Raw genomic sequence first — 26,626 nt, 5'->3', positions numbered from 1 at the left:
GTTTACCCTAAAACCTTAACTCCCCATTTGGTGTGGTATTCCACTCATGGCGGTTGAGTAGGCTGTGGCTACCATACTTCATCGAATCACTACCGTCGGTTGGCTTAGCGGCACCATACACCCCAGAATCTTCGTAAATTTTTTGAGATTGCTGGCTTTGGCGCACTCGTTCTAACTGTTGCTGCTTCTTCAGTTCGGCTTCTTGGTTCGCCTTTAGTGTCAGAACTCGCTGATAGTTATGCTCCAACGCTTCTGGTGTCAGTTCAGAGATATTCATGGATTGCCCCAGCTCACTGATGAATTGGCGCTTTTGTGGGTCTTCGCCTGCCCATCCCTGTGCGGCATTTGATCCGACCTCACGATTGGATTGATTGTCACCTAATCGTCCATACACTTGATTAATCATCGATTTTCTTTCATCAAAGCGAGCATTAACCACGGAAATTTGCTCTGGTGTCGGCTCCAACAAATCATTCAGCGCTGCAGTACGGTCTTTTTCAAGCTCGGTCACCGCCTCTCGCCACTGTTTATCCATTTCAGTGCGTGATTTTGTCTCTGCCACATTGAAAAGGTTGGCATAGTGCTCGTTGGTAAAAAACTGCTTAGCCATATGGATTTGGCCTGTCACGTCTTTCATTAACGCATCGAGCGGGATCACTTTTACAGCTTCTTGGCTACCTGCCAAACGGCTTTCGGTTACTGGCGCGGTTTTAGTCGTGCCATCCTCATAAGTCACTTTCAAACCGACCACCACGCCCGGCTGATCACCTTCGCGATTTGGGTCAATATCGGCAACAAAATCATGACGCAGATACTCTTTATCCTTAATTACCTTACCCGATTCAGGATCTTTATCGCCAATCCCTTGCTTAACATTACGCTCAAGCAACACGCCCATCGATTTGGTGAATTGTGAGTCTTGGTAAGAAATAGAGCCATCAAGCACTTTAGGCATAGTCGATTCGATATCAAAGGCCGCCTGTACCACACGAGGTGTATAACGGCGCGGGTCGTAAGCACTGCCCTTAATGTGTTCCTGCTCAAACAAGGGATCAAGTTCTCCGGTTTCCATGTAACGTTTAAGGCCAGATTGAATTAGCGGCAAATTCTCCTGCATGTAAGCCATTTTCTTTTGCTGATTGAGCTGGTATTGGCTAAGTGCTTTTGCACTTTTCTGTGCATCAACCTGTACATCAAGTAGTCGATCACGCTGGATTCGATCCTCATTTTCTCGTTTAAGGCTATCTTGATAACGTTTATCGGTTTTTTCCGTTTCAGCCTGACGAAAAGCCTTCTCGTCTTGATAACGTTGCTCGTTCTTGGCTTCAATCTGAGAGAGTCTAGACCGCTCATCTTGATAGCGAGCCTCGTTACGCTCATCCAATTTCGCTTGGCGTTCATTATCCGCTTTGCGCTGGTAGTAACCTTCTGCGACCAGAAATCCGCGGATTGCACCATCAATAGCGCTGCGTGTATCTAACTGCATTAGAAAAGCTCCCCTAGAATCAAACCTGCTGCCGCACCCATCGCAGCGCCCATGGGTCCACCCACACTACCCGCTTGCATGCCCGCCATCATGCCCATGCCAGTACCCGTGGTGACACTGGATAAACGCTTGGTACGCTGCGCGTCTTTGAGGCTTTGATTGGTTTGATTACGCTGCTCTTCACGCTGCGCCGATTCTTGCATCCCTGCCAATGCACGTTTGCGGGTATCTGCACCTAAATTCAATAAACTGTATGCCATGATTACCCCACTTTAAGCTGTGATAATTTCCCCTTTGCGCCACCACTGAGCACGCTCATCGCACGCTCTTGCTCGTTCTCACGCAAACTGTTCTTGGCCGTCACCTGTGCCAGAGAGAGCTTGGCGTCATCGTTAGAATTGGTGTCTACCCCAATCCCAAAACGTGCCATTTGGTTAACATTCGCAAGCCGCGCACTCTGTTGCGCGCTCGAAAAATTGGCTCCAACTCGGCCAAGTTGCTGTGTCAGTAACTCGCCATTTTGTGTTTGCTCTAAAAGCTGTTTTTGCTGCGGATAAAATCGCTCTAACCAGTCGTGATACATGGCATGAGTGATATTGGCGTAGTTATTGGCCGCCGAACCTGAAACATTAACGCTCATCACTTACCCTCTGTTGAGTACATAGTTCTGATCCATGCCCGCTTGACCTTTCAGCGTCTTAGTATCGACATTTACAAAGCTCGTATCTGGCTTGGCACGGTTCATGTACATACTGGTTCCAATCCCAGCCAACGTCCCTACAGCCTGAGCATTCGCGCTACGTCGGTTAAACGCTGTGGCGGCATCGCTTGTGGCTTTTTTCAAAGAGAGCCGCGCGGTCTCTTCCATACCAGCTAAGCCTTCGGCTTTCTGACCAGCACCGAGAGCGACGATATCTTGCTTACCCACCACATACTTGTCCTGCTCATTGACTTGAGCGCGGTTTACGGTATCGCCCTGAGCGAGAGTTTGGTCTGTCGCCAAACGGCTTAACGTTGCTTTAAATGTTCCGGAGCTCGGATCAACACCGGAGGCCACAAGATTCTCAGTGGCCGCCTCTCGCGCTTTGCCGTACTCGCTTTGATAATTTAAATCTGCCGCCTGTTTCACGTCGGCCATATTGGCCTCTGAGTTAAGGTTGTTCACTCGCCGTATGAAGATATCTTCAAACGCTTTGAGCTCTGTGTTGTATAAGTTCCACTCTTTCACCGCAACTTGGGAAGCGGCGATTTCCGCCGCGGTTTCCTGAACGCGGCCATCTTTTTTCCCACCCATTAGATCTCCTTGCACCAAGTCTCAACATCACCGGTTTCGATACAACAAAACCCACCGTCAATAAGGCTTACTTGCAAAGCTTTCACGGCAGTATTCAGCAGTAACCTCTTGGCCTTTATCCGCTTAGCTAACTGCTCTACTGTCGCTAAATGGCGCTTAAGCGCACCTTTTTGATTGCTCCAAGCAAACAGTACCCATACCTGCATTTCACCATTGTCCAAACTGGGCTCAAGGACGAAGAATCCCTCCTCCACCAAAAACAGCGAAGCCCTACCATTGAGTAGGGCTTCATCCACTTGTTTGGCGAACCAGTGCTGGTTGCGCTCCTCGGTCTGTTCCATCAACGGCAATACTCGAGATCGCCACGATTCGTAAGACAGTTTATAAAGACTCATCGACAAACCATGTTGGTCTCAATGGGCGAGACTCTTCACGTAAATCGTAACGTCGCACCGCTTCGCGATAGGCTAACATTTCAGCAAGTTTTGGCGATGTCACTAACCGCTCTCCTTGATAGGTCGCCGTTGGCAACTCCATAAAATCGGTAGCCGCAAGTTCAGCGCGCGCCCAAGCCCTTTCATTGACCTCATGACCGTCAAGCCACGTTTGCCGCAGTGCCAATCGCTCATAATAAAGTTCATCGGAGATGTTTCCGGCATCATAAGCCGCCTTGAACGTTTGCCAGTCGGTCACTTCGCCTTGGAAGTAAAAGCGATATGGCTCTTTTTCAGTTGTCACCATCATGCCATCACCTTGGGTCAATACTATTATTGATAGAGGCCGACATGTTGACGATCACCGCACCATCGTGCAGCGATGTTAAACGCAGCCGAAAGCGTAAAGATTGAGAAGCAGAGTAAGTCCAGCCCGAACCCAACAGCGAACGACGACTCGCAATGTGCGCCTCTTCGACAGCATAACCGCTGCTTCCTCCTCGGTAATAAGTCAGCGCAAAATTCACCCCAGCCACATTTACGGTTGTACCTACCGCATTGGCGGTATCGGTTCCGACAATCCTTGCCTCGGCAACGACTCCACCACTGAGATTGATGGCCTGTACAAAGATTTGTAAAAAACCAGAGCCCCCCACTCTTGGCCGCCTCACCGTAAAGTTAAATACTCCATCTGGAATAGTGCGGTAACGTGCTCGGTTCATGGTGTTAATGGACACATCCCCTGCTGGGAAAAAATCCACCGGAGCGGTCGCGCCATCACTGTAGTAGCTGGTTTCCGGCAAGGTCACACGAACCGATTCAGAGGTGACCACTAACCCGCCCCCTAGCGCAGAAGGGTAAGAGAGGCTGGTCGTCGCGTTATCCCCAAATGTGGTATAGAGTACTACCGATTGATAGAAGGTGCTGGCGATAATTGTCGCCCCTTTGATCACACCGCCATTAATGGTGGTTCCTTCGATGTTGCCACGAAAATAACCATTATTGGCCTGTAAATTGTTGGTTTGTAAGAGGCCGTTTGAGTGAATAAAGGTGTGATAGCCGTTATAAGGACCACCCGCACCGAATCCTGCGTTACCACCTCGCAATTGACCGGTATGAATAACAGGCGAAGCGATTTCGATTCCCACCTTCACTTCATCGGCCACAATGGTTTGTGCTTGCAGGATCTGAATAGTCGCTTTTTCAATGATCGCTTTGGGGATCACGACTGCGCCATTATCAATCGCGAACGTCGGCACTAAGGTTCCGGGCTTATTGGGATCGTAGACAAAGAATTGACTGGCACTGACTGCCACTTGGCTGGTGCCATCGCTCTTAGCAATCAAACCAATCCCAGCGCTAATCTCGCCCGCTTGCGCTTTCGCCCCCCACATTGCCTTAAATGCCACGCTCCCATCTTGATTGATGGTCGCTATCGCTTGGGCATTGGTTTGCGCGGCGGCCTTGGCGTTACCTGCGACGGCTTCAACGGTATTCACTCGCTCGGCTAATGCTTGATCTGCATTTGCAAACACCGTCGAGACATCAAGAAGTTTCGCTTCATTCAACGCGGCTTGCGCCTCATCTCTTGCCAGTGAAGATGCATGAAGCTGAGTCACTTGAACCGCGAAGGTTTCTGTCGCACTTTTCAATTGGCGCTGGATTTGCGCGATCAGCTTTCCAGAAGCCGCCAGCTCACTATCCAGTTGTTCCAGCAAAGTCTGTGGCGCTTTAGCGCTTATCTCTTGTTGCAAGAGTTGAATAAGCTCGGATTGTTTTAGCTGCTCGGCCAGCTCATCAATCACTTGACCAATGTTTTGCGAGGTTTCACCCAGTATCCCGTTTACGCCATGGTAAGGTCCCGCAAAATTCTTCGTATTGATGAAGCGAACCCAGTAATAGAATCGGCTCCCTGCGTTGACCACATCAGAAAACACATTAGCCGGCGTTGTCGCCACGACTACGGCTTGAGAAAAGTCATTGCGATTTGCCCGCCATACTTCAGCGTATGCAAATCCTCTAAATTGTGGCGTATCCCATTGCACTAAGATGGCAGTAAACCCACCAAAGGCTTGCACATGGTGAGGTGCATGCGGGACTTGAACCAAACTCGATGAAGATTCGCTGCTTTGATTCACATTCGATTGCGCGTTTTTCGCATTGAGCGTAACCACATCTTTTTCGGTCACCGCTCGGTAACGACCATCGCCACGTTGCCCAGTTAAAATTTCGACGTTTTCGTACAACGCCTCCAGTGAACGTCCTGCCCGAAAAGGCGATCGCTTTGCCATCAGTACAACTCCGAGAGGCTATCTGCCATGACAATCCGCTCGACCTGACTGGTCCCTTCTACCTTGATTTGCCATCTGCTGCCGCGTACTGCTGGCAACCGAAATGGCGCGTGAGTGAGCTCGCCCTGTTCCAGCTTGAAAATCGCATCACCATCGACGATAACCGTTACGCTTAAACGTTCAGGCGCGTTCGCTTCAAGGCGAGCGCAAGTCAAAAAGGCGTGCTGAGGAATAAGAAAGGCTTTGGTTTGCCATGTCATGGTGACCGGTTGATGACCTCGTTGCCAAGCGTTAAGCGTATTGCCCTTGGCAATGAACAACGTATCGTCATGCAAGTAGTGAAATGCACTATCCCAAGTATGCGATAAACGTGTCAGGCTGTGCGTACTTGGGTCAAAAATAAACGCTCCGCCTTGGTATTGAGCGATATATTGACCTTCAGCAACCCACGCTTTGATCGTCGTTGGCATGAAATTCTGCCAACTCTCTCTATCCATAATGCCTTCGGTGATGACAGTCGCACTCGTTCCCGAAATCGCGACTAGGCCATCCGGCGAGGCATACATCGCCATCCCGTTTATAACGACCAAGGAGGGGGCACTCACACACGCTTGCTCAACATTAAGGCGCATGCTGGTAACCATACTCGGTGTGACACCAGAAAAGAGGTACGGTTTGCCTTTAGTGACCACAACCAGTGACGTTTCAATCGGAGCGATGGCCACAATATCGTCATCCGTAACACCACGATGACTCTTACTCCACGCATAGGGCAAATAGGCTTCAGAGAACATCACCTCGTTACCCGCAAAGCCGGCGCAAATGCCATTCGCCATTGTGCACAGTCCCTGCATATTGGCATCGGGCATATCGTAGTCCCATGTTTCAAGCGGTGGTCCATTGACATTGCGTGCCGAATCTAAGTACTCGGTTTGGCTGATGGGAAGCTCAGCGACCAGTAAATAATCCCCAACTCCGCTTGCAGATACCGAACGATACAAGCGAGTGTGAGTTATATTGTGTGTGTTGACAGACATTGGCGCGAGTTGCACGGTCACCGTCGAGCCGGGTTTCTCAATCAATACAGGGATACTCGGCAAACCCGGTGCCCCTTCTTCTCCAAAGCGTGTCATGTAGGTTTGAATGTAGAGCCGATCTTCATCATCGTAGGCGGGTAACTCACCCTCAGGGGGATTGTCGCCGGTCGTAGCATCGACCTTAATCACAACGGGCTTACCCATAGGTCTTGGTACACCTAAGTCATACCACGCTGCTGGCATTTGACCTTGTGTAACCGCAATATCTTGTGCGGTCACCTTGGGTTTACCTTGCCCTGTCCAATAGACTCGTTGATAAGCATCTTGCGCCATCGGATTAGCAATCACACTCACTCGTTGAGTGAAGGTAAACCAATGTGAGTGTGCATAATAAAACAGCGTGACCGGTGACAGAGTCGCCAAGGTGCCATGCTCTTGATCTGAGCGCATCGGCGCAACCACGCCACGCTCATAAGTGCAGTCAAACGCCAGAGAAGCCGCTTCGTTTGGCAATAAATGAGACTCAAGGCGAGGTATTTCACCTTTCATTGTCGAGATCTCAATACGCATAAGCTCCCCTTAAAAAAACAAACCCTGCGGCCAGAGACCGCATCGAAAAATGGCTCAATCTTTCTTTCTGCATTAACTGCCGCCCGTCCAGTTCGCCAGCTCATTCAGACTCACCTTGTATTCCACCGAATAACGAAACCATGGCGAAACGCCTTGACCCGCTAAATTCATAAATCTGACGACCAATCCATTACTGATCGGCTGCACAAAATATGGTAAGCAAGGCTCTTCAGGATGATCTGCGGCGCGAATGGCTCAGCAAGTAACGTCGACCCAGAAAAGGGAAAGTAAAGGTTAAAATCATTGGAGGTTTGGTTTTGGTGCCGGCCATGGCTTCTCACCACGCCATCGCTGTACACCTCAACGACTCGCCAAGCACCACTGACGCCTGCGATGTTTTCCGCAAAGACTCTTTTCAGTAATCGGCGGCTCGACTCTTTACCCACCCAGAGGTACTCAAATTCAATCACCGAAAAACTGAGGCCACTGGCCGTTTCCGCCCTGAGTTTGCGCCCCTCTCCAAACACATAACTTGGGTAACATTGTAAAACGCCCTGCCAACCTATCCCCGTTCCAGCACTGACATACACAGGTCTTGGCAGCGTACCTTCTGCCCCCAAGGCCGGTAGATAAAGCTTATTCCCCCCCATTTTTAGGGTGCATCCCGAAGTACTGGGCTGAGCAAATGAGGCGCAAACAGGCCGCCAGTACTGGGAAACGTCTAGCTCGTTTTCGGTCAATTCCAAGGCAAACGCGAAGAACGCCATATCAAAGAAGGCAAAACTGTTGCCCTCATTCGAGCAGCATTCCAAGCGATTACGATGAACTTTGAGTAATCGCCCCAAAGCAGCACGAGCAATACTGTGGGTACCTAGACGAACTTTGCCGCGGTTATTGGAGAGATCGATGGACCAAGCTCCACCGCTTCTCAGCTCAACCACCAACACGCGATTCACCTCATCCCACTGGTTATTCGCTATCTCTATCGACCACTCATCCACCACGCTGTGACTCACACTGACCAATCCATCACCAAGAAAGTTATTCAACTGACATCCATCCACGCGAATATTGGGATGCATTGAAGCCGTGACCGAAGGATTGGCGTGTGCACGCAGCAATCGGGCTTGAGGATTTAACGAGGTGAGCTTCGCACCTAAAATGGCTACTGAGCCGTAGTTAACCACTCTTTCCCCACTGGGAGAGTCGAGGGTTTCCAGATAACAGGCGTTCCCAGAGGGGCAGCTCAATACAAAGCTGCCCCCGCGAATTTGGATATTGCCGTAAGGAATAGGTTGTCCAGTCACAAAGGTGGAAGCGTTTGGGTAAGCGGCAATCAGCATTTCTGCTGTCCCAGAGCAGTTGACTATCTCTACATTGCCTCCACCCTGTACCTCGACAATTTTTGACACATCATCAAATAAGCAGCCGATGAGCAGACTGGGTTTGCCTTTGACCAAATTTCTTTGTGTGAACTTCACCGAGCCAATGCGCCGCAGCACACAGCCACTGAAAATCACACTCTGCGCACCCGTGTTATTGGTGGTTACCTGCGTACAATCTTCAAAGACGCAACCAATCAACTGAACCCCGTCCGTTCGCGACTCTAAAGCGCCCTCCACAGTATGGCTAGAGAGAGACGCGGCCAGTCGAATTGCGGCATCCCCCACTTTTTTAAACTGACAGCCGATAAACGCCGTATTGGTGGCCCGACGAATATATACACCTTGCTTACCCCACTGCGGATTGCTGTCCTCTCGCTCACCTGTCAAGGAAAGACCAATAAAAGTGACTCCGTCGACTTGGGTATCCGCGCGACCAACCCAAAATGGGTATTCGGTCGCGCCAAGCGTTCGAGTCAGGGCTCCACCAATCACTTTGACCTGATTTTTGTCGATGATGAGTGCAGAACTCGGCGCAACCATCGGCCTATCCAGATAAATGATTGAGCCGTGGGTCACCTGCTTATTGAGCCTATCGAGTCCTCGATAGACAGAGACGGGATCATTGGGATCTGTCACAAACTGGCTGGCATACAGAGTTTGCGTACCAATTTGCACAAAGCAACCTTGACCCACACCCGACCAACTTAAAAATGTGTTTACCGTCCGCTCTTCGCCATCCCAAGCTTTTAGTGCATCCAGTGCTATGACCTCTGCGCCATTATGCTCCGAGAAATCTCGCTCACTATCGAATACAAAGAAGCCGCCACCGGCATAACTCCCCGCGTAAAACCCCGCGACAGAAAACTGTTTCCCGTCAGTCAGCTCGTGGGTAGGCAGCGCTTTTAAATGCGAAACATGAATCACCGCAATCTGCGTCGCCGCTTCAGAGCGGTCGGCATGCAGCGCAGAGCGTGAGGCTTGTTCGGTGGCAATGTGCGCCGATAGCGCAGCTTCTCTTGCTTTCGCCGTCGTAGTGATAGCATTCTCAGCCACTTGCAGCGCTTTCGCGTTGACGTTACTACTGAGCACATGGGCACTCGAATCCACACCAAAGAGCGCTTGAGTGTATAGATCCACCAGCTCTGCGGTGGATTTCTCCAACGCATCAATCGTTTTCACCAGTGCTTCCATCGACGGCGAACTCATTAACGTGCCCCTTCACTGCTCAGGATCATCTGCGCCTTAGCATTATCGGTGGCCGTCTTATCGCCCAACGCGGTGGCAAAGGCTTGTAAATGCAACTGAGCTTTTTGGCCTTCCGCGGGATTTTGCGAATCTTTGTTATAGGCTCGGTACATCACAAAATCCGACACTACCCCTAAATAGATCTCAGGCAGTGGAAAGACATCGCTTTCGCTCACCACTTGTAACGTGCGTGAATAAACCAGCTCCACATTGACTGGCGCTTGAGGCGACGGGTATAAAAACAGGGTGGTTTCATCAAGCTCATTACGCGTCCAACAAACAGGTACACCCGCGGTTTTACGCCACTCTGGATAGAGTTGATTGAGTTTATGAATATTCACAAACTGCGCCGCCTGTTGATTGATGTGGTTGACCGCCAAAATTTGATAGGCATCCGCCGGTAGACTGACCTGATAAGAACTTGATTCGATCATCGCCGTTGTTCGAGATAAATCAGGCCGGCGAATCACCATGGCTGAAATGGCATCATTCACAAAGTCCATCAACTCTGGGCGCGACCAACGCACATGTCGAACGTCGATGAGATCGCGCGCAACGCGATCAATAAGCCCTTTAATGGTGACGCTCATCAGAAGAACTCCCGTTGACGTACCGGATTGGTAAAGGCCTGTTGTTGACCCGTTTCTAAGCCAAAACGCTTAGCGCAGCGGATCGCCTCAACAAACCACGTTCGATACTCACGACCCAGCGATGGATTGTGCCAATCACTATCGGGTTGCAACATCAGACAATGGGCTGCGCCATAACAGATCGCTTGGCCATACTCATCCCAAAGCACTTTGGGTAAGGTCTGTGAGTCACGTTGTGGCTCTATCGCACAGTGGATGAAAAGATCTTCCCCCTCCCTAATAAAGCGCAGCTCATCACGACTGGTTTGCAGATAATCAATACCTTTGATTAATGCCGAGCCTTTATCATCCACCACCGCCATCAACTCAGCGGTGGTGTACCGACCAACACTCGGTGAATTCAACTCAGAGCTACCCACAATCGCGACCACTTGGTGCGCACTAACCCTGTCGATTGTTCTCGTGTAACGCACAAGACCACTTTCTCGGCAAAACTCTTGCCCGGCTTGCAGCAAAGCACTGTGCAGTAATGGCGCAAGTGCGACATTGACCAATTGCCGAAGGGTAGGCACAAACTGTTCGATAGCGACGGTTTCCATAATCACTCCGCGAGGTTTGCCGGTTCACTCTCTTCACTCATGCGACGCAGATAATCGCGCACTCGTACTCGAAACTCTGTCACCTCTTCCTGCGCGCCTTTGGGGGCGATATCGAGTTCATTAGCAGCGATCAGCGTCTTTAACTTGGCTGAGTTGAGCTTATCGAGATCCAACTCCTCACCATTTAGCATGACAACCATGGAAGCCGCTTTTTCTTCTGCCTCCTGCATTGCTTCTTGCACTGCCCGTTGATGAGCCATCGCTTGGGCCTTTTCATCAAGAAGCTTCAGATGATCCTCTAACTCCTCTTCCGTTATCCATACGCTCGGAAAATCCAGTAGTTGATAAGCCAAATCTTGTTCAACTAACACCGGCTTATGGCGCGGAAACACCAGCCTAGAGCCAGCGACCGTGTCTTTTTTCTTCGGCTTAGGCCCGATATAGACCACAGCAATTTTATGCGTCATCACTCTCTCCCAAAAATCAAAGGAGGCTCTTGGCCTCCCTCTCTACAGTGGCTGGGCTTAATACCCAACGTTGACGTACTCCGGCAAGATGAGAAGCTCGCCTGTGGCGACACCACCTTTAATGGTGACGTTCAGGATGCCCTTTTCTTTGAGGTACACGGGCTTGATCGGGATCTGCTTGGCGACTTTATTGGCGACCGCTTCCCCAAGCGCTAGGGCGATATCGTTGACTTTGATATCGACGCTGACCGAGGCTCCAAGCCCATTGGTCACCAGACGTACCCCCGTCAGCTTTAAACCAATCGGCAGCTCCAAGACAGCGAATACCGTGTCGATAGGCGTGTTTTTGACACTGAGTTTTCCTTCTTCAAGCGATAAATTGCCGTGCGCCCCAACGTAGACACGGTTGTTAAAGGTTTCACTTTGTCGATGAGTCATTCACGTTTACTCCACTACAGGTTCACAGCCGTATCGAGCGCAATCACCCCGTGATCGTTCACGCGCCCCGTTTTGTCTTTAAAGCGAATTTTCTTGGAGCCATTCATCCAATACACAGTGACTTCGGTACGGTTACCCGCATCCACATCTTCTTCGTGATAACGGAAGGATTGGCCACCTTGCGTTTTTCCCCACGCGTATGCCAACGCCTGCCCGCCGAGTAACATGGCACGATCTATGGTGGTGGCCGCATTGACTTGACGCACACTGGCTGCTTTATCGTTATTGGATATCGAGACAACAGAACCAGGATTAAAACGGATCGGCATACCTTTGTATTTGCGCACCAAGATATTGCCTCGCATCAGACAATCGCCGCGAAACACCGGATGATTAAAGTTACGCGATCGGGAAATCGCATTCGCAGTGAGGTTTTGCCAATCTTTACCTGAGGTTGAGGTATAGAAGTCACTCCATTGACGTGGGGTAACACTCAGTAAATAGAAGGGCTCATCACCCGCCATCTTGTCGTCATTAAAACGGATTGGCTGTAGTGGATGAGGCATCTCTTCAAGGTAGAGACCGATATTATCCAATGTTTCAATCGAGAAAATATCCGCCGCATCGAGCCCTTCAAAGGAGGTAGCATCGCCCCCAAAGAAGTGACGATCATACGTTGGCGGCAAGACATCATTGACCATGATCTCGGCAAACTCAGTATCACTTTCTAAAGGCACAATGATGTCATCGGTCGCATAATCACCCCGCGCTCCGGCAAGGTGCACTGCCGTAACCTGATCTTGCAGCGTATTCACGTAATCTGGCAGTAAAGCTCGAGTGAGTTTACGCAGTGGATGGCGAGTCTTTTGCTGCGTCATCTTACCGCCAGAATCCACTTGATGGCGGCCTTGGTTGATTTTCAGTGAGAAGTCCGCGAACTCTAAACTTTCACCCCGTCCGGCAATTCGGCGATCGCCCATGGTCGGCTTTTTCGTCAAACCATGCACAATCTGCATTTCTACCTCATCCCCTGCCGATTTACTTAAGTCGGCGCAGCGGACAATCGGAGCATGAGGTGAGGTTTGCTCATTGCCTTTTTTATTACTGGTCACACTCTGCGGCGCATCTTCGGTCAACATATTAGTAAACGAGCGATTGCGCAGGGTCGCTTTGAACAGCGCGGTTTCCTGTAACTTCACGCCGTCAGTAATGGTTGTCATACTTTCACTCCAATAAAAAAGCCCCAGCGTGTCAGCTGAGGCTTAGTGTTTGAAAAACGGGTTTAGAATCCAGCGTTATAAAGCAGTTGCTCGATTTGCGCTTCACTGAGAGAGTCAAACAATTTACCCAGCTCTTCGTGATTAGCACTCTGTACCCGGTTCATCAGATCGGAATCCCCCGTGCGATGAGTATTGCCAAGCTCACTCGGTGATGCAGGCAAAGCGTTTTTTGCTTTACGGCTTGCTTCTTGCGCCGCGCTCAGAGCCTCTTGGGCTGACAATTTAGGTTCGTCACCAAACGCCAGTCGTACCCGCTTACTGACCTCTTCAAATCGCTCTGCGTAGCTTCGATTCGCCCATTCAGAACTTGAAGCCAAATGGTCATCAATTTGCTGCGCGGCATTCCAACGCGCACCACCTTCACTCATCCACGACTGCAAATCCGCGTTTGCTTGTAGCGCGGTCGTCAACTCAGCGTTGTCCACTGGCGCGGCGCTTTCAGTCTCCGGTGGTGTGGTCGAGGCCGCCATCGAGCCACTGGAAACCAACGCCTCAATTTTGTTATTCATAGCCAAAAAGAAGGGTGCGAGCTCGGGGTAATCCTCCTGTAACGCGGCAAGTTTTTTTTCATCAATGGTGGCATCTTCGGGTAAGTCAGCCGGCGCAACGCCCAATTCCTCGAGTTGTTTATTTCGCACATCAATCATGCGCTGCGCTTTTTCAAGCTGCGCTGAATGCGCTTTTAACTCTTCAAGCTCTTGGCGAAGCTGAGCTTTTTCTTGCCGCTCTCGCTCGAGCACCTCCATCGGGATAATGTGCTTTTGGTCTTTGGCAAGAATACCGTCTGGCTTTGCGTTAGGCTCTGCAGTTGGCGAGGCTGCATCGGTATCGCCGTCTAAACCTTCCACGCTTTGCGATTGTGAAGAGGGAGCAAGGTGCTCGTCAGCGCCTTGTTCCTTCTCGACAATTGGGCGACTTTCTTCCGCTTCCATCGATTCCAGCAAAGCTTCCAGCTCTTCCAATGTTTCATTACCAGTGACGGCAATCGTGTCTTGATGGGTATTCATGGTGACTCCTTTGATTAGACGTATCGCTGTCTGTGCGGTTAAACGCTCTCGAAAAAACGCTTAGCGACAAAAACAACAAAGCCGAGCACAAGGCTCGGCACTGCATACTAATGGGGCTAATAGTCGCTGGACTCGAAATGCTGGCAAACCTGCATGGCGGCAGCGTAATCGCAGATCATGCAGGCGTGACTTTGTGTGACCAGTGCGGTGATAATCGCGCTCGCCTCCAGTTCGACAGCTTGGCTCGCCTGACGCATCAGCACCTCCTTTTCCGTATTCAAAAACACCGCCAGTTTATAGCCCTGAACCTCAACCGCATCAGGAAATCGGGATTTAAAGCGCATTTGCCACTCGGGCAGCGAAAGAAAAGCATACATCTGATAGAGGCTCACACACGTCTCCACATCGCTTTGGTATGGTTGATAATGGTCAGCGAATTGCCGTTATCTGGCTGGCTTCTTTGAATGGCACTCTCTTTCTGATCTAAGGGATACACCGCCCCTTGAATGATGAGCTCGCGGATCTGCCCTCTTGTGAAAAGTGAAGTGGTCCAAGAGCGCATCATACGAGTGACGGTGAGCGGCGTTTGAATACCTTCACGGCTGACTTTCCATTCGCCATCAACCCCAATTGAGGCCACTGACCCCACCCGTTTCAGCCGGTAATGATGAGGCTTAGACGCATCAAATTGATTGGTCAACCAAGAGACAATCGCACCACCGATATAGCACTGGATCCCACTGCCACCTTGGAGCAATCGAAAGAAGTTATCGACCGTCTCTCCAGAAAAGAGCGCTTGAAAACTGTCGTTTCTTAACCCTTCGGCCTCAATAGAAATATCAAAATCACCAGTGAAAACCATAGGTTTATCCAATACTGCATATTGCGTTAAACCATCAAAATATGGGGCGTAGCGTTCGCGGCTCACCAAGACTCGGCGCACCCAAAGAGGCTGTTGATCGACCATGCTTACACCAAGGAAAAGTGGGCATTGTTTGGAACAAGGTACCCGCTACGCAAGATCACCAGCTCATAGTGACCTGTCGCAGTAAAAGTTTGTGCGGTGATCCGCTCGCCATCGAGCTCATATTGCAGTTCGACGGAGCCACCCGCCTCAGCTTTTACCAATAATGAACGAAACGGCTTGGATTTATCCACCAATACCGTGAGTTCATGCGCGGTACTTTTCATCAATACTCCCACTTACAACGACTCTAATTCCGCTTTAAAAGCGGCAAGCTTTTCTGCCGAAGCTCGGTCAAGGCAAAGTCCACCATCGGCTAGCTCAATCACGGTCAGGTTGGTTGGCCACATCGGCGAAGGTTTTCTCACTGCGCTGCACGAGACCACCATTAGCAATATGCTCACTAGGAGAATCGGTTGCCGCTTGTTTACGCGACCGGTTAATCGAATCCAAAATTGCATTCACTAGCCTCATCAAAAGGGATAACAACTCGTTCATCGTGTTACTCGATACATTCCATCACTTCACACACCGCCTGTGACACCAGCGACTGAAACTCCGGCGATATCTGGTAGCCTAATGACAGCATCAATGCCGCCAATAACGTTACCAACGCTCGGATCACTTTTCGGTTTTTAAAAATAAGACCTAGCTTGTCCATAAAATCCCCTTAAAGGTCATTGTCCACTGCGGCGAACAGCAAGCACTGCGCGACTCGGCGCATCCACCCTCGCCCGTATTCGTTGAAGGTCGAAACCTTGGTGTAAAACGTGATGCGATAGGCGATGTAGCGCATCAGTAGGTCATTGAGATCCATAGTTTGTGTCGCCAACAACGTCTTCGGACCGATAATGCCGTCAGGCTTTTCACCCACTGCGTTTTGCAGCATTTTTACGGCACGATGCCAACCATGCTGCACCGCAGCATCAAAGAGTTGGTATTGCATCGCCGGACGAAAACGCGCCATACCGAGTGCTTGCCACCAATCCTCGAAGTAAATCGCCTTCACCTGCTCGTAAGAGAGGTTTTTGATATCAAGATGTGGGTAAGTCATCGCGGCAATACCACGATTGGTGCCCTTAAGCTCACCAACGCCGACACGTCCTCCAGTCCAGTTGCCGCGATCTTTGGGGTCACATTGAAAGCCACCTTCGTGGGGCATGAGACGTTCGAACACCACATCAAACATGACGTTTCTCCAATAAAAAGCCCCCACATCCAACCAAGCATGTGAGGGCAATACAAAGCATTCGGCGTTTAAGGCTGATTTGAGATAGAGCTAATAAATTTACGCTCAAATATGGCAAGGATCCGCGAGCCAGCGTAACCACTGATACCACAAGCAAAACCAGCCAATTCTTGCGGCCATTCAAAGTACATCGCGGCCAAAGCACACAATGCACCCGCAAATCCAGAGACGATGATTTGCATCAGCGCTTCTACCCAACGAAAGGGACGATTCTTTTTGCGAATATCGATGATATAAGTCACCAGTCCTCCCCAAATCGCCATCAGCGCAAGGCCTATGGATTGGAGTTGGGTCCAGCTCTCCGGCTCTTTCAATGGCATCTCAACTCCCGACAGCCAATAAAAAACCCCGCCAATGGCAGGGTTCAGAAACAAAAAAGCCGCCCGGAGGCAGCTTTGGTATTGTTGGAAAATCTACCGCAAGTTGGAGGGAAACTCAAGAGTTACCATCTTTAGAATTTGAGGTTATAAGACTGTAACTTGTAGCCATCTAAAAACTCATTCATTCCAACAACACTCCAACCATTACTCCTAGCATCATTAATATCATTTTCTGATATAGCAATACCAAACTTATGTTTCGGCCATGCTAACTCCAGATGAGCGGCTAATTTACCAGAGCTATCTTTTACTAAATAATTAACCACAGGTAATTTTAAACCAGCATCTCTACATGCATGTATAACGCCGTGTAAACCGGGATCAGCATAATCGAACAATTCTTTCCATGTCATTAATCTATCTAAAAGGCCTTGTTGCTTACGCAAATCATTAATAGTTTGGCGCTCACGATGACTCAGAGTCATATGTTCATGCATAGGCTGTTTACTATGACAATCAATACAAAGTGCTTTTAAATTCGAAGGCCTATTGTCAGATTTAACACCATTTATATGATGAACATGTAAAAGTGCTCTATGAGAACGCATGTTCACGCCGCATTGTTCACATTCAAAATTTTTCTCAACTCTATAATGAGAAGATATTTTGGCCCAATCACTTGGGTAGCCGCTTTCCGCTGTTTCAGCAATCCTTGAAGGCATGTGAGGAAAAAAGGAACTGTAGGTTGAAAAGAACTCTGTCATGCTAAAATTATTCAGTATTTTGTTACGTTCTTCACCTGTAGACCACCCTCTATAGTTCAAAGCACTGAGACAACTTTTGCAGACTCTCAATATCGCTTTTCCTTCAATTCCATCTCCAGAAATCAAAAACTCTCCTGAGGTATCATTAGTTGCAACGTACCTTTCAAATCGTCCTTTAGATCTCATTTTCTTCAAGGCTGAACAATCTGCAACATGGAATTTATTACCTGAATATGGAATATTAATTGCAGATTGAGTCATTGAACCATGATCCTTTATATATAAAAGAACCTGTCTACCTTTGTAACTGAGTAGCCCCGAATCAATATCAACATCTTTGAGTTCGACATCCTTACCTTGTGCTAACTCATAATCAATCTTATTTATCGGTGTGACTTCGCGTACCCACGCGAATATGCCTTTTTCATCAGGCTTCATTTCGGCGATAGCATTTTTCAGAGAGAGTAGATTGAGAATTAACTTCATTCTGCCCCCAGTATTTTCAAGATCTGTGCCTCCGCATTTGTGATCACTCGAAACGATACTCTACGGGAGCGTTTTTCATCTTCTAAACCATTTTTAATAACTGCTTTCGATGATGAATAACCAACAGCAGCAACGTTATTCTTTACCCATCCGTAATGATTTATTCTCACTTTATCAATAGCCATAACATAGCTAAGAACAGCACGCGTACGTGACTGAGACAATCCCATATTATTGAAATAGGCTTCATAATCGCTTGAATCATGGTTCCAACGACTAGAGGTATGCCCTTCAATCTTAATTTCTTGAATTGTTGGCTTATACTGTTCAAGGACTTCAAGGTAACGAGGAAAAAAGTCATTGAGAATGACTTGAAATTGCTGTGTCAAATCAGCTTTACCATTAGCAAAAAGCACTTCAGGAGCTGTAAAATTTACACTTAGCGTATCTCTATCTATCTCAGCTCCCCACTTTTCAAGATCTTTAGAAAATTCGTCTAATAGTGAAACATAAATCGCATGTTGAGTTTTTTGATAAGCTTCAGCAACGTCTTTTATTTTGTCACGTTCAACCACTGCATCTCGCATTAAAGCTACGGATATAAAGAGGAAAACCATCATCAAACCAGCCATGAGATCTGATACTGACATCCAATGTTCACCACCTTGCTCGGCAGTTTTAGAAACACCAAATAATTTTTCCATGATTACACTGCAGCTATACTTGCATTGACCACGTTTGACATTTCTCTAACCAGCTTTTGGTAATCTCTAGTAAATTGCTGGGTGATTGTTGCCAGAGCCTCTCCCATTTCATTCATGGTTCTATTAATTTCTTGTTGCATCTGTAGATCTAAAATTTCAACCTGCTTTTCGACTGCACTGCCTGTTTTACTTACCGATTGTGTAATCTGATCTTCAAGACTATCGAATGTTCTACGCACTGCTTGAGCTTGTACCTTGAATATTTCATCCAACGTTGTTTCCAAGCGTTCATGTAGCTTAGTGGTAGCCGAAGCCATTTCAGATTGAACCTCTTTCGTACTAATGATTAGTTCTTGATTAGCATCCTTCAAAACTTTACCTGTTTCACGAGCATCATCTTTGATGTCCGCAACAAGTACACGTAATTGACCATTTAGCTCAGTGATGGAATCTTCAAGATGTTGGCGGATCTGTTCTGTTGTATCAGTCAAGTGACTCGTAACATTGCTTAAACCACCAGTGGCAGTACCGACTTGTTCCTGAATATCTAATGACGCTTCTGCTAGTTTGCCACTTAAAGTATGGGAGCTTTCAATTAGCTGTTGAGATACCTTTTCAGCACCAGTTTCTAAATTCATGCGTAGATGTTCAACACTTTGATTCGCAGTTGAAGTAAATTGCTCGATTATGTTTTGCGACTCATGCAGCATCGCTACGTAGTGGCTTGATGCAGCTTGAACAGATTCAGTGATAACCGACATGGTATTATCCATCTGTTCACGAATTTGAGGCATTGCTTCAATAGCTTTATCACGAAGATCTTTGAAAGCTTCTAATCTATGTTCAAGCTCAATAACTTGCTCGTGACCAAACTCCATCACTTGTTGTAGTTTTTCCATCGTTGCTGGGATCGCTTCTGTACGTTCACGAATACTTGCAACCGATTTTTCAGTAAATGAAATGGCATCAACTCCCATCTGATATTTGATTGCCATATCTGCTAGCTGTGCTTTGTAATTTTCTTGCCAGTCAACTAGCTTCTTGACGGACTCATCTAAACGCTTGAAGTTTTCACCAAACTGTTCTGTCAATTTGTCATTAAACTCAACTATTACTTCTTTCAAAGCGTTAATAACTTGTTCCGTTGCTGATTTTGATAAAAGGTCACCAAACTCATCCATCTTCTGCCACAATTTGCTTTGAAAATTGCTACTGTCTATGGCTGCTTGCTCCAAATAACGATTCATAGACTTTTGTCCATCATTAATGTCAATCCGGAGATTTTTTATCTGCGACGTCAATGATGAGTCCTCATCCCCTTTTATCGCTGTTAACAATTCTTGTGACGAGTTCAGTTGTGCAGACATGACGGAATAGATTTCCTCAGGCCCAACACTTTTTATAACCTCTTTCTCCTTCTGTGAAATCAAGCCTAAGGAAGTTTTGTATAGTATTGAAGCTGCCATGCCCACGAGGCTTGTCAAGAAAGCAGTTTTAAGCCCTGCTAATAGAGACTCTATGCTTTCATCAATATTGGACGGATTGAACTCCATTAAGCCGACAATTATTCCAGCAAAAGTACCAAGGATACCAAGTGATGTTAAAATGTTTGTCGTACTTGAGGTAAATCTTGGGGCTTTCCCTTTGTAAGCCAATGCCGTCGAAAAAATCAAAAGAAATACAATGAGATAAATAAATGCATCTGAAATTGCTGCTGCGGAGTATGATGCTATAAAACTTGCCAATGCGTTTGTCATTGCTTAAAAACTTGTTGTATATGATGACGAGGAACAAAATTTTAAATCAAAGATATGTGGCACGCTATACCTTAAATGCTTATATCGTGAAGTAAGCAATAGTTATGAAAACCTTAGGTTATGGGATCGATGCCATGTATACACACAACAATCACATATGCATTTAATCGCGATTCACTTTTTAAATCGCCGAGATTGAGAATCGCAATTATTGAGTCATTTGTTTGAAATTGACGACCAGTTCAAAACGAAACAATGCTTTTTTACAAAGTCTTAGCCACTTACTCTCAAGATTTTGCTAATTCAACATCTTATCTTGGGGATATCTTGCCAACGCGTTGTGTACTGTGGAGTCAACATATCACGCCGCATTGCCCATTTCTGAGTAATACCCTGTGCCGCCAAAAAAAGGGTATCACTCCCATACCGGCCATTTAGAGTATCGTAGACATGCATCAACGCAGGGTTGTTCGGATTAGGATTGAATAAATCTGGTTGTTCATGTTGCCCATCAACAAGGTCAAGCAAACCTACGCCAATCTTATAAAACCGAATATCCTCCTGAAACAATTGCTCAGCCAATAAAGAGGCAATCTGGGTCAATTGCGTCACATCAGATGTCGGATAAGCAAATCTATGAATCGCTCTACGTACAACCGAATATTCGTCAAACGGAGAGCTATTTGCAAAACAGAGCATGACTCGGCAGAGTGATTTTTGTTGACGGGCCTTATAAGAGGCAATATTGGCATGTTTACACAAGGCTTGTTTCAACGACTCAATATCTGTAATTCGCTGCCCTGCACTACGCGTAGAAAAAATTTGTTTCTTATCGGCTCGAGCCACATCCCATCCTTTGCATTTTTGTCCATTCAACTCACGAACGGTACGTTCAACCTCAACGTTAAACTCTTTCCTAATGAGGGCTGGAGGATAGTTAGCCAGTTGTAAAGCGGTTTTAATGCCCATTAGCTGTAGGCGCTGTCCAAGTTTACGACCGATGCCCCACACATCAACCGCTCGTAATTGAGATAACACTATTTGACGCTCTTTTTCATTATCAAGTACACAAACACCTTGATAAGCATCCAATTTTTTTGCGGCATGGTTAGCCACTTTCGCAAGTGTTAATGTACTCCCAAAGCCAACACTTACAGGAAGACGGCACTCACGCCATACTGTGCGTCTGAGTTCCATGCCTAATTTTCTAAAACACGAGATAGCAGGATAAACATGCTCAAAAGATAAAAACGACTCATCAATGCTGTATATGTGTTGCTCGGGCGCGAATCTCCCGATCACCTGCATCATCTTTGACGATAAGTCGGCATACAACTCATAGTTTGATGAAAGTGCAATAACGCCTTTTTGCTCACAAAGCGCTTTAACCTGAAAGTAGGGTTTAAACTTCTCAACACCCGCTTCCTTTGCTTGGCGGTTCGCGGCCACAACACAACCATCATTGTTTGATAACACTATGATGGGCTTTCCTCGCCAATCCGGACGAAAGACTTGTTCAGCACTACAGTAAAACGAGTTAGCATCAACTAAAGCAAACATCACTGATCACTCAATATCTGATTACTTCGATGGAAACGAATGGAGCTAACCACAACTCCTTCTAAAGAGAAGGTATCAAAATCGTGGATAGCTACAGGTTGCATTTTTTCATTTGCAGAGAGCAATAATCGACGACGAATGTCGAGGATCTTACATACAAACTCGCCATTAAAATTCGCAACAATCACATCGTGATTCATTGCTTCAAGATGACGATCAACAATCAGTAAATCGCCATCAAATATCCCCACTCCTTGCATAGAATCGCCACTCGCTTTACCAATAAAAGTGGCGCTCGGATGCTGGATAAGTAAACCATCAAGATCAATGGAGAGTTGTTTGTATTCAGTTGCAGGACTTTCAAAACCTGTGATGCCCGCACTTGCGTAAATAGGTATGACTTTCATATAACTTTACTGTATTTATATACAGTATTATTTTTATATTGAAATCACGAAAAAGCAATTTAAAAACGATACTAAGTTACAAATTCCCCGTCCTCTCATCGAGCATTTGAGAGGCGTTTGTCCAAATGTTTGTAATCAATACACTTTCAAATCGAACCTGCTACATCTGTTCAATCATGGCCTCTACGGTTTGCAGCATCTGGCTTTGCATTTGGCTCATTTCGAGATTGAGGCTTTCGATTTCTTGCAAAATCCGCTTGGGTTTGGCGTTGTCATAGCATTGGCTCTTGCGATGGCATCTCAACTCCCGATCAACGTATAAAAAACCACGCCATTGGCAGTGTTCAAAAATAAAAAAGCCACCCGAAGGTAGCTTTGATATTTTTGGTCTTAATCTGAGATTGGGAACCATTTAATTTCAATCATTAGACCACATCTAATTCAGGGAACCTGTCAAGAACCATATCCACTAAAACATCATTGGGTAATGTAAACAATTCGGTTACAGGCACTTGATATTTATTGCTATATTCAAAAATTGTTTCTCTGATCGAATGTTCATCCATACCTGTATTGTTCAATGTTATACCAATAACAGGAGCTCCCGAAAAATGTTCTATCAAATCGATTTCTGCTCCCAGTTCAGGCATTAAATACTCTTCGGAGCCACTTAAATAAACACGCATAGGAGAATGTTGTAGAATGATAGCTGTAGGTTGAGAGCCTCGAATGATAGAGGCACTAGTACAAAACGAAGGATGACTAAGTGCACCTTGCCCTTCTATGACTATCACATCTGGCTTCTCATTCTCATAGGCCTCTACAATCACTGCCTCAAGCTCACCCACACAATATTGAGAAGGAACAGCATCTAGCGCAACACCGTAACTTGAGCCTTGAATCAAGCCGGTTTGCCCAGTTGCAATCATAACTGCGTTTAAACCACTATTTTTCAACATTCTTGTTAATGCTAAAGCCGTTGTGCGTTTTCCTATCGCACAATCCGTACCCATCACTAAAATTCTTGTACAAAGTACATTTTGAATACGGTTAGAAAAAATCTTTAAGTCTTTCGTGGGTCTCGGCTTTCTGATATCAACAATTTTTACATGATGCTTCTTTGCCGTTTCAACAAACTCCGGGTCCTCATTTAAGAACTCATGCAAGCCAATGACAATATTCATACCAAGACGCATAGCTTTATGAATTAGCTGTCTTTCAATTAAAGTTAAATGTCCACTATCCGGTGCTAAGCCATAAATAAAATATTCAGGTATATATTCACTAATGGAAATAGCTTGACTTAAGCTCGAGCAAATCGGAATTCCATTTTCAATGCCATTAAGATACAAACCACTGTCTTGTCCCGCTTTTGTACTATCAATGATGGACATAATATTGAAACGATTTGACTCTCGAATAAGACCATTCGCTGTTTTTCCAGTATTTTCACCAAAGTAACCTTCACAATATACAATGGCCGTTTCTCTCTGTTGTGGAAATAAATTAGATTGAGGTAAAGAAGCTCCTTGAAGATACTGACTCGTACTCATTTTTCGTGTTGTAGAAGACATGATAAGACCTAACTCTGTTAGGCTTAGGAGGGCAAAATGGGGAGGCTAGTTTTTCCAGTTTCGACAAAATGTCCCCACTAAGCTGTGGGGGATAGCAAACACTGTAGCACGTATTTCAAAATACCCGTAAGACATTTGAACGCTTTTCAACCAACAATGTTCACATCTAGACAAACCGCATTCTTAGGTACTAAGTAAGTTCATGAATACTCGTATTTTATATTATTAGACTCGTACATGCCTGCGTGAACCAAAGAAAACGGCTGTTTAATCAATCCTTGAGGGTGGAGAACCCGTACAATATCGTAAGAAAAGAAATCCTAAAGATGCTGACAGGATAGAAGCTGAAAAAATACCTATCTTAGCAAACTGAATTTGCTCAGGGGTATACGCCAACTCGGCGATAAATAGAGCCATTGTAAACCCGATACCCGCTAACATCCCCCCACCAATAATCATATTCCACTGCAGATTATCGGGACGCTTTGCTATATTTATTTTAACTGCAAACCAACTAAACAATAGAACACCAATAGGTTTTCCAAAGACAAACCCGGTAAGTACCGCAAGCGTAATTGGTGAGAAAAAACTGGTTCTCTCTAACACAACACCAGCATTTGCTAACGCAAATAATGGCATGATTAGAAATCCGACCCAGGGATGCAACATGATCTCTAATCGCTCAACAGGTGAAAGAACTTCCCGTGCCGCAGCACCTGCAGTTTTCAAAGTAAGACGCTCTATATTATTGCCACTCCAGTGCCCACGAGGTGACGCAGAAACTATCGTGTTCATAATAGTATAGAGGCGCTGTTTGCTAACCCATTTACTTGTCGGTGTTAACAAGCCAAGGATAACACCGGTTAATGTCGGATGTACGCCAGAAGCATCAACGGCTAACCACACTAAACCCCCAGCAATAGAAAATAGTCCAATGCTGCGGATCCCCATAAAAGACATGAGGCGAACCATTAGAAACCCAAGAATTGAAAAACAAATAGCAAGCCACTTGATATCTTCTCCATAACCAATGGCAACCACCAAAATAGCCCCGATATCATCCACAACAGCCATTGACAACATGAATACCCTTAAGCTTTTAGGGATACTCTTCCCTAACAAAGCAAGGCATCCAATAACAAATGCTGTATCCGTTGCCATAACCGTACCCCAACCATTTTGTCCGGGCTCTCCAATTTGAAGGGTTAGGTAGAAAAATGCAGGAACCAACATTCCCCCGAGAGCCGCCGAAATAGAAAGCACGGCTAACTTAGGGTTACGTAGTTCACCCAATACGAGCTCACGTTTAAGTTCTAATGCGATAAGAAAGAAAAATATTGTCATTGCAGCGTCATTAATCCATGAGTGTAATGATCGCTCAAACACAAAAGAATCAATTGTAATACCTAGCGAAAGCTCCCAAAACTTGGCATATGACTCACTAAGAGGTGAATTCGCAATAATAACCGCACATAAAGTTGCAATAAACAATACAATCCCAGCTGCCGATTCAATCGCAATAAATCTAGTAATAGGCTTTGAGAACCAGTCAATATACTCTTTAGGTAATTGAGTTAAATTCGTGGTAGTGGGTTTTCTAGATTTGAAATTCATATTCAGTATATTATCCATCAACGAAAACACGTCACTCCAACGTAATCCATCAATAATCTACGTTAATTCATCAAAGCAAGATTTATTTCGCTAAATATATTGGCACACATAAAAATGCTAGCATTGGTAGGCAAGAGATGATTTCTTGTTTTCAATAATACATATCGAGTTCAAACAGTTTATCTTGTTCTCTTTTCAACAAGATATCTTCAATTCGTCTTCTCACTTGGTTCAAGTTTTCAGTCTTATCCTGATTAAGATCATCATTTTTATTTATTTTTTTCTTATTTCTTTTTTTCATAATCAAATCCTCATAAAAACCGTTAATCTCTAACGATAAAAAATCCCAAGTATAGACTTTTACCATCCAATATTTCACCTCTGCCTGTCTCTTCACAGAAAGAGAAATGAAGACCCTTATCAAAAAAATCTTATTTTAGGTACTCTGTGCCGTTTCAACATATCACTATTAAGCTGATGTATTGATGCAGACCAAGATATTTCATTGAGGTATAGATGAAAATCAACTCTGAACAAATTCTATTTTTCCTGCGCTGATGCTTTATCACGTTTAATATAATACCAATACAATTGGCGACTAGTTCTTCGAGTCATTGGATCCTCGTTAAATTTCAGAAAATCGGAGGTGTTTACAATAAAAGCTGTATATTGATGCACCTCCCTCCACTTTTAAGCAGGAATGACATTCACAGCCTGTGGACCTTTACTTCCCTGCTCGATACTAAAACTGACTTTTTGACCTTCAAATAAAGTTTTAAAACCATCTGAAGCGATTGAATTGAAGTGAACAAATACATCAGAGCTGCCACTGTCAGGAGTAATGAAGCCAAAGCCTTTACTTTCATTAAACCACTTAACCGAACCTGTTAATTTATTAGACATAAATACCTCGATAAACATAAAAAACTAATATACGAAGCTATTTAATGGGATAAAGGTAAGGTACCGAAGGAGTAATATGACGAAACGATTCGAAAGAGAACTAGGAAGATACTTGAACTAAATTATTCATTAATAGCCCGCATTCGTGAGCTCAGTACACTATACACTTTGTACACAGAATAGACAGCCATTTTTTCTTTT

General features: G+C 46.1%; 31 protein-coding genes. All 31 read right to left on the bottom strand.

Going from position 1 to position 26,626, the window contains the following annotated elements; translation table 11 throughout:
- Positions 1–7: 7 nt before the first annotated feature.
- Complete coding sequence (locus tag D908_RS07975) at positions 8–1,486, bottom strand: hypothetical protein (protein WP_005525002.1); 1,479 nt, start codon at positions 1,484–1,486, stop codon at positions 8–10.
- On the bottom strand, positions 1,486–1,746 hold the full coding sequence (locus D908_RS07980; protein ID WP_005525000.1) for a hypothetical protein: 261 nt from the start codon (positions 1,744–1,746) through the stop codon (positions 1,486–1,488). The genes D908_RS07975 and D908_RS07980 overlap by 1 nt, the downstream gene beginning before the upstream one ends.
- A gap of 2 nt (positions 1,747–1,748) precedes the next feature.
- Positions 1,749–2,126 (bottom strand): hypothetical protein, encoded by a 378-nt coding sequence (locus D908_RS07985; protein ID WP_005524998.1) that lies wholly within the window; start codon positions 2,124–2,126, stop codon positions 1,749–1,751.
- A 3-nt stretch (positions 2,127–2,129) separates the two neighbouring features.
- On the bottom strand, positions 2,130–2,780 hold the full coding sequence (locus D908_RS07990) for a hypothetical protein (RefSeq protein ID WP_000509013.1): 651 nt from the start codon (positions 2,778–2,780) through the stop codon (positions 2,130–2,132).
- Complete coding sequence (locus D908_RS07995) at positions 2,780–3,121, bottom strand: hypothetical protein (RefSeq protein ID WP_005524995.1); 342 nt, start codon at positions 3,119–3,121, stop codon at positions 2,780–2,782. Before D908_RS07995 ends, D908_RS07990 begins: the two co-directional genes overlap by 1 nt.
- 40 nt (positions 3,122–3,161) lie before the next feature.
- Positions 3,162–3,524, bottom strand: a complete 363-nt coding sequence (locus D908_RS08000) for a hypothetical protein (RefSeq protein WP_005524993.1) — start codon at positions 3,522–3,524, stop codon at positions 3,162–3,164.
- Positions 3,525–3,528: 4 nt separating this feature from the next.
- Positions 3,529–5,505 (bottom strand): phage tail tip fiber protein, encoded by a 1,977-nt coding sequence (locus tag D908_RS08005; protein WP_005524986.1) that lies wholly within the window; start codon positions 5,503–5,505, stop codon positions 3,529–3,531.
- A complete protein-coding gene (locus tag D908_RS08010) occupies positions 5,505–7,112 on the bottom strand; it encodes a hypothetical protein (protein WP_005524984.1) in 1,608 nt (535 codons plus the stop codon). Before D908_RS08010 ends, D908_RS08005 begins: the two co-directional genes overlap by 1 nt.
- A 167-nt stretch (positions 7,113–7,279) precedes the next feature.
- Positions 7,280–9,703 carry a right-handed parallel beta-helix repeat-containing protein gene (locus D908_RS08015; protein WP_005524981.1) on the bottom strand — a complete coding sequence of 808 codons (2,424 nt, stop codon included), beginning with the start codon at positions 9,701–9,703 and terminating at the stop codon, positions 7,280–7,282.
- Positions 9,703–10,332 (bottom strand): phage adaptor protein, encoded by a 630-nt coding sequence (locus D908_RS08020; RefSeq protein WP_005524977.1) that lies wholly within the window; start codon positions 10,330–10,332, stop codon positions 9,703–9,705. The genes D908_RS08015 and D908_RS08020 overlap by 1 nt, the downstream gene beginning before the upstream one ends.
- Positions 10,332–10,931 (bottom strand): hypothetical protein, encoded by a 600-nt coding sequence (locus D908_RS08025; protein WP_005524976.1) that lies wholly within the window; start codon positions 10,929–10,931, stop codon positions 10,332–10,334. The genes D908_RS08020 and D908_RS08025 overlap by 1 nt, the downstream gene beginning before the upstream one ends.
- Positions 10,932–10,933: 2 nt before the next feature.
- Positions 10,934–11,398, bottom strand: a complete 465-nt coding sequence (locus tag D908_RS08030) for a hypothetical protein (protein WP_001896392.1) — start codon at positions 11,396–11,398, stop codon at positions 10,934–10,936.
- Positions 11,399–11,455: 57 nt separating this feature from the next.
- Positions 11,456–11,836, bottom strand: a complete 381-nt coding sequence (locus D908_RS08035) for a hypothetical protein (RefSeq protein ID WP_005524975.1) — start codon at positions 11,834–11,836, stop codon at positions 11,456–11,458.
- 14 nt (positions 11,837–11,850) lie between these two features.
- Positions 11,851–13,056 (bottom strand): phage capsid family protein, encoded by a 1,206-nt coding sequence (locus D908_RS08040; protein ID WP_005524973.1) that lies wholly within the window; start codon positions 13,054–13,056, stop codon positions 11,851–11,853.
- Positions 13,057–13,118: 62 nt separating this feature from the next.
- Positions 13,119–14,123, bottom strand: a complete 1,005-nt coding sequence (locus D908_RS08045; RefSeq protein ID WP_005524972.1) for a hypothetical protein — start codon at positions 14,121–14,123, stop codon at positions 13,119–13,121.
- Between the two features lie 116 nt (positions 14,124–14,239).
- Entirely contained in the window at positions 14,240–14,500 is a 261-nt protein-coding gene (locus D908_RS08050) for a hypothetical protein (protein ID WP_032467626.1), read from the bottom strand.
- Positions 14,501–14,511: 11 nt separating this feature from the next.
- Positions 14,512–15,090: a hypothetical protein gene (locus tag D908_RS08055; protein ID WP_005524969.1), complete on the bottom strand. Its 579-nt coding sequence runs from the start codon at positions 15,088–15,090 to the stop codon at positions 14,512–14,514.
- A 2-nt stretch (positions 15,091–15,092) separates the two neighbouring features.
- A complete protein-coding gene (locus D908_RS08060) occupies positions 15,093–15,314 on the bottom strand; it encodes a hypothetical protein (protein WP_005524967.1) in 222 nt (73 codons plus the stop codon).
- A 94-nt stretch (positions 15,315–15,408) separates the two neighbouring features.
- Positions 15,409–15,585: a hypothetical protein gene (locus D908_RS22310; protein WP_022578699.1), complete on the bottom strand. Its 177-nt coding sequence runs from the start codon at positions 15,583–15,585 to the stop codon at positions 15,409–15,411.
- Between the two features lie 4 nt (positions 15,586–15,589).
- The gene (locus D908_RS22305; protein ID WP_005524965.1) at positions 15,590–15,748 is read right to left on the bottom strand and encodes a hypothetical protein; all 159 of its coding nucleotides are present in this window, start codon (positions 15,746–15,748) and stop codon (positions 15,590–15,592) included.
- Between the two features lie 9 nt (positions 15,749–15,757).
- Positions 15,758–16,276, bottom strand: coding sequence for a glycoside hydrolase family 108 protein (locus D908_RS08065; protein WP_005524964.1), 519 nt, complete (start codon positions 16,274–16,276; stop codon positions 15,758–15,760).
- A gap of 68 nt (positions 16,277–16,344) precedes the next feature.
- Positions 16,345–16,656, bottom strand: coding sequence for a phage holin family protein (locus tag D908_RS08070; RefSeq protein WP_001128531.1), 312 nt, complete (start codon positions 16,654–16,656; stop codon positions 16,345–16,347).
- Between the two features lie 131 nt (positions 16,657–16,787).
- Positions 16,788–17,906, bottom strand: a complete 1,119-nt coding sequence (locus tag D908_RS08075; protein ID WP_005524963.1) for an HNH endonuclease — start codon at positions 17,904–17,906, stop codon at positions 16,788–16,790.
- Positions 17,903–18,610, bottom strand: coding sequence for an OmpA family protein (locus tag D908_RS08080; protein WP_005524962.1), 708 nt, complete (start codon positions 18,608–18,610; stop codon positions 17,903–17,905). The genes D908_RS08075 and D908_RS08080 overlap by 4 nt, the downstream gene beginning before the upstream one ends.
- 2 nt (positions 18,611–18,612) lie before the next feature.
- Positions 18,613–20,367: a MotA/TolQ/ExbB proton channel family protein gene (locus D908_RS0119510; protein ID WP_032467621.1), complete on the bottom strand. Its 1,755-nt coding sequence runs from the start codon at positions 20,365–20,367 to the stop codon at positions 18,613–18,615.
- A gap of 303 nt (positions 20,368–20,670) precedes the next feature.
- Positions 20,671–21,927: a Y-family DNA polymerase gene (locus D908_RS08085; protein ID WP_005524958.1), complete on the bottom strand. Its 1,257-nt coding sequence runs from the start codon at positions 21,925–21,927 to the stop codon at positions 20,671–20,673.
- Complete coding sequence (locus D908_RS08090; RefSeq protein WP_000864710.1) at positions 21,927–22,334, bottom strand: LexA family protein; 408 nt, start codon at positions 22,332–22,334, stop codon at positions 21,927–21,929. The genes D908_RS08085 and D908_RS08090 overlap by 1 nt, the downstream gene beginning before the upstream one ends.
- Positions 22,335–22,759: 425 nt before the next feature.
- Positions 22,760–23,908, bottom strand: a complete 1,149-nt coding sequence (locus tag D908_RS08100) for an N-acetyltransferase DgcN family protein (RefSeq protein ID WP_032467620.1) — start codon at positions 23,906–23,908, stop codon at positions 22,760–22,762.
- Positions 23,909–24,175: 267 nt separating this feature from the next.
- The gene (gene nhaA, locus D908_RS08105) at positions 24,176–25,540 is read right to left on the bottom strand and encodes a Na+/H+ antiporter NhaA (RefSeq protein ID WP_005524950.1); all 1,365 of its coding nucleotides are present in this window, start codon (positions 25,538–25,540) and stop codon (positions 24,176–24,178) included.
- Between the two features lie 133 nt (positions 25,541–25,673).
- Positions 25,674–25,901: a hypothetical protein gene (locus D908_RS22300; RefSeq protein WP_167733109.1), complete on the bottom strand. Its 228-nt coding sequence runs from the start codon at positions 25,899–25,901 to the stop codon at positions 25,674–25,676.
- A gap of 311 nt (positions 25,902–26,212) precedes the next feature.
- On the bottom strand, positions 26,213–26,425 hold the full coding sequence (gene cspE, locus D908_RS08115) for a transcription antiterminator/RNA stability regulator CspE (protein WP_005524947.1): 213 nt from the start codon (positions 26,423–26,425) through the stop codon (positions 26,213–26,215).
- Positions 26,426–26,626: the final 201 nt, after the last annotated feature.

Origin of the sequence: Vibrio mimicus CAIM 602 (genome assembly GCF_000338875.1) — a bacterium.
In the GTDB taxonomy this organism is placed as follows: Bacteria; Pseudomonadota; Gammaproteobacteria; order Enterobacterales; family Vibrionaceae; genus Vibrio; species Vibrio mimicus.
This window is presented reverse-complemented; position numbering and strand designations above follow the sequence as displayed.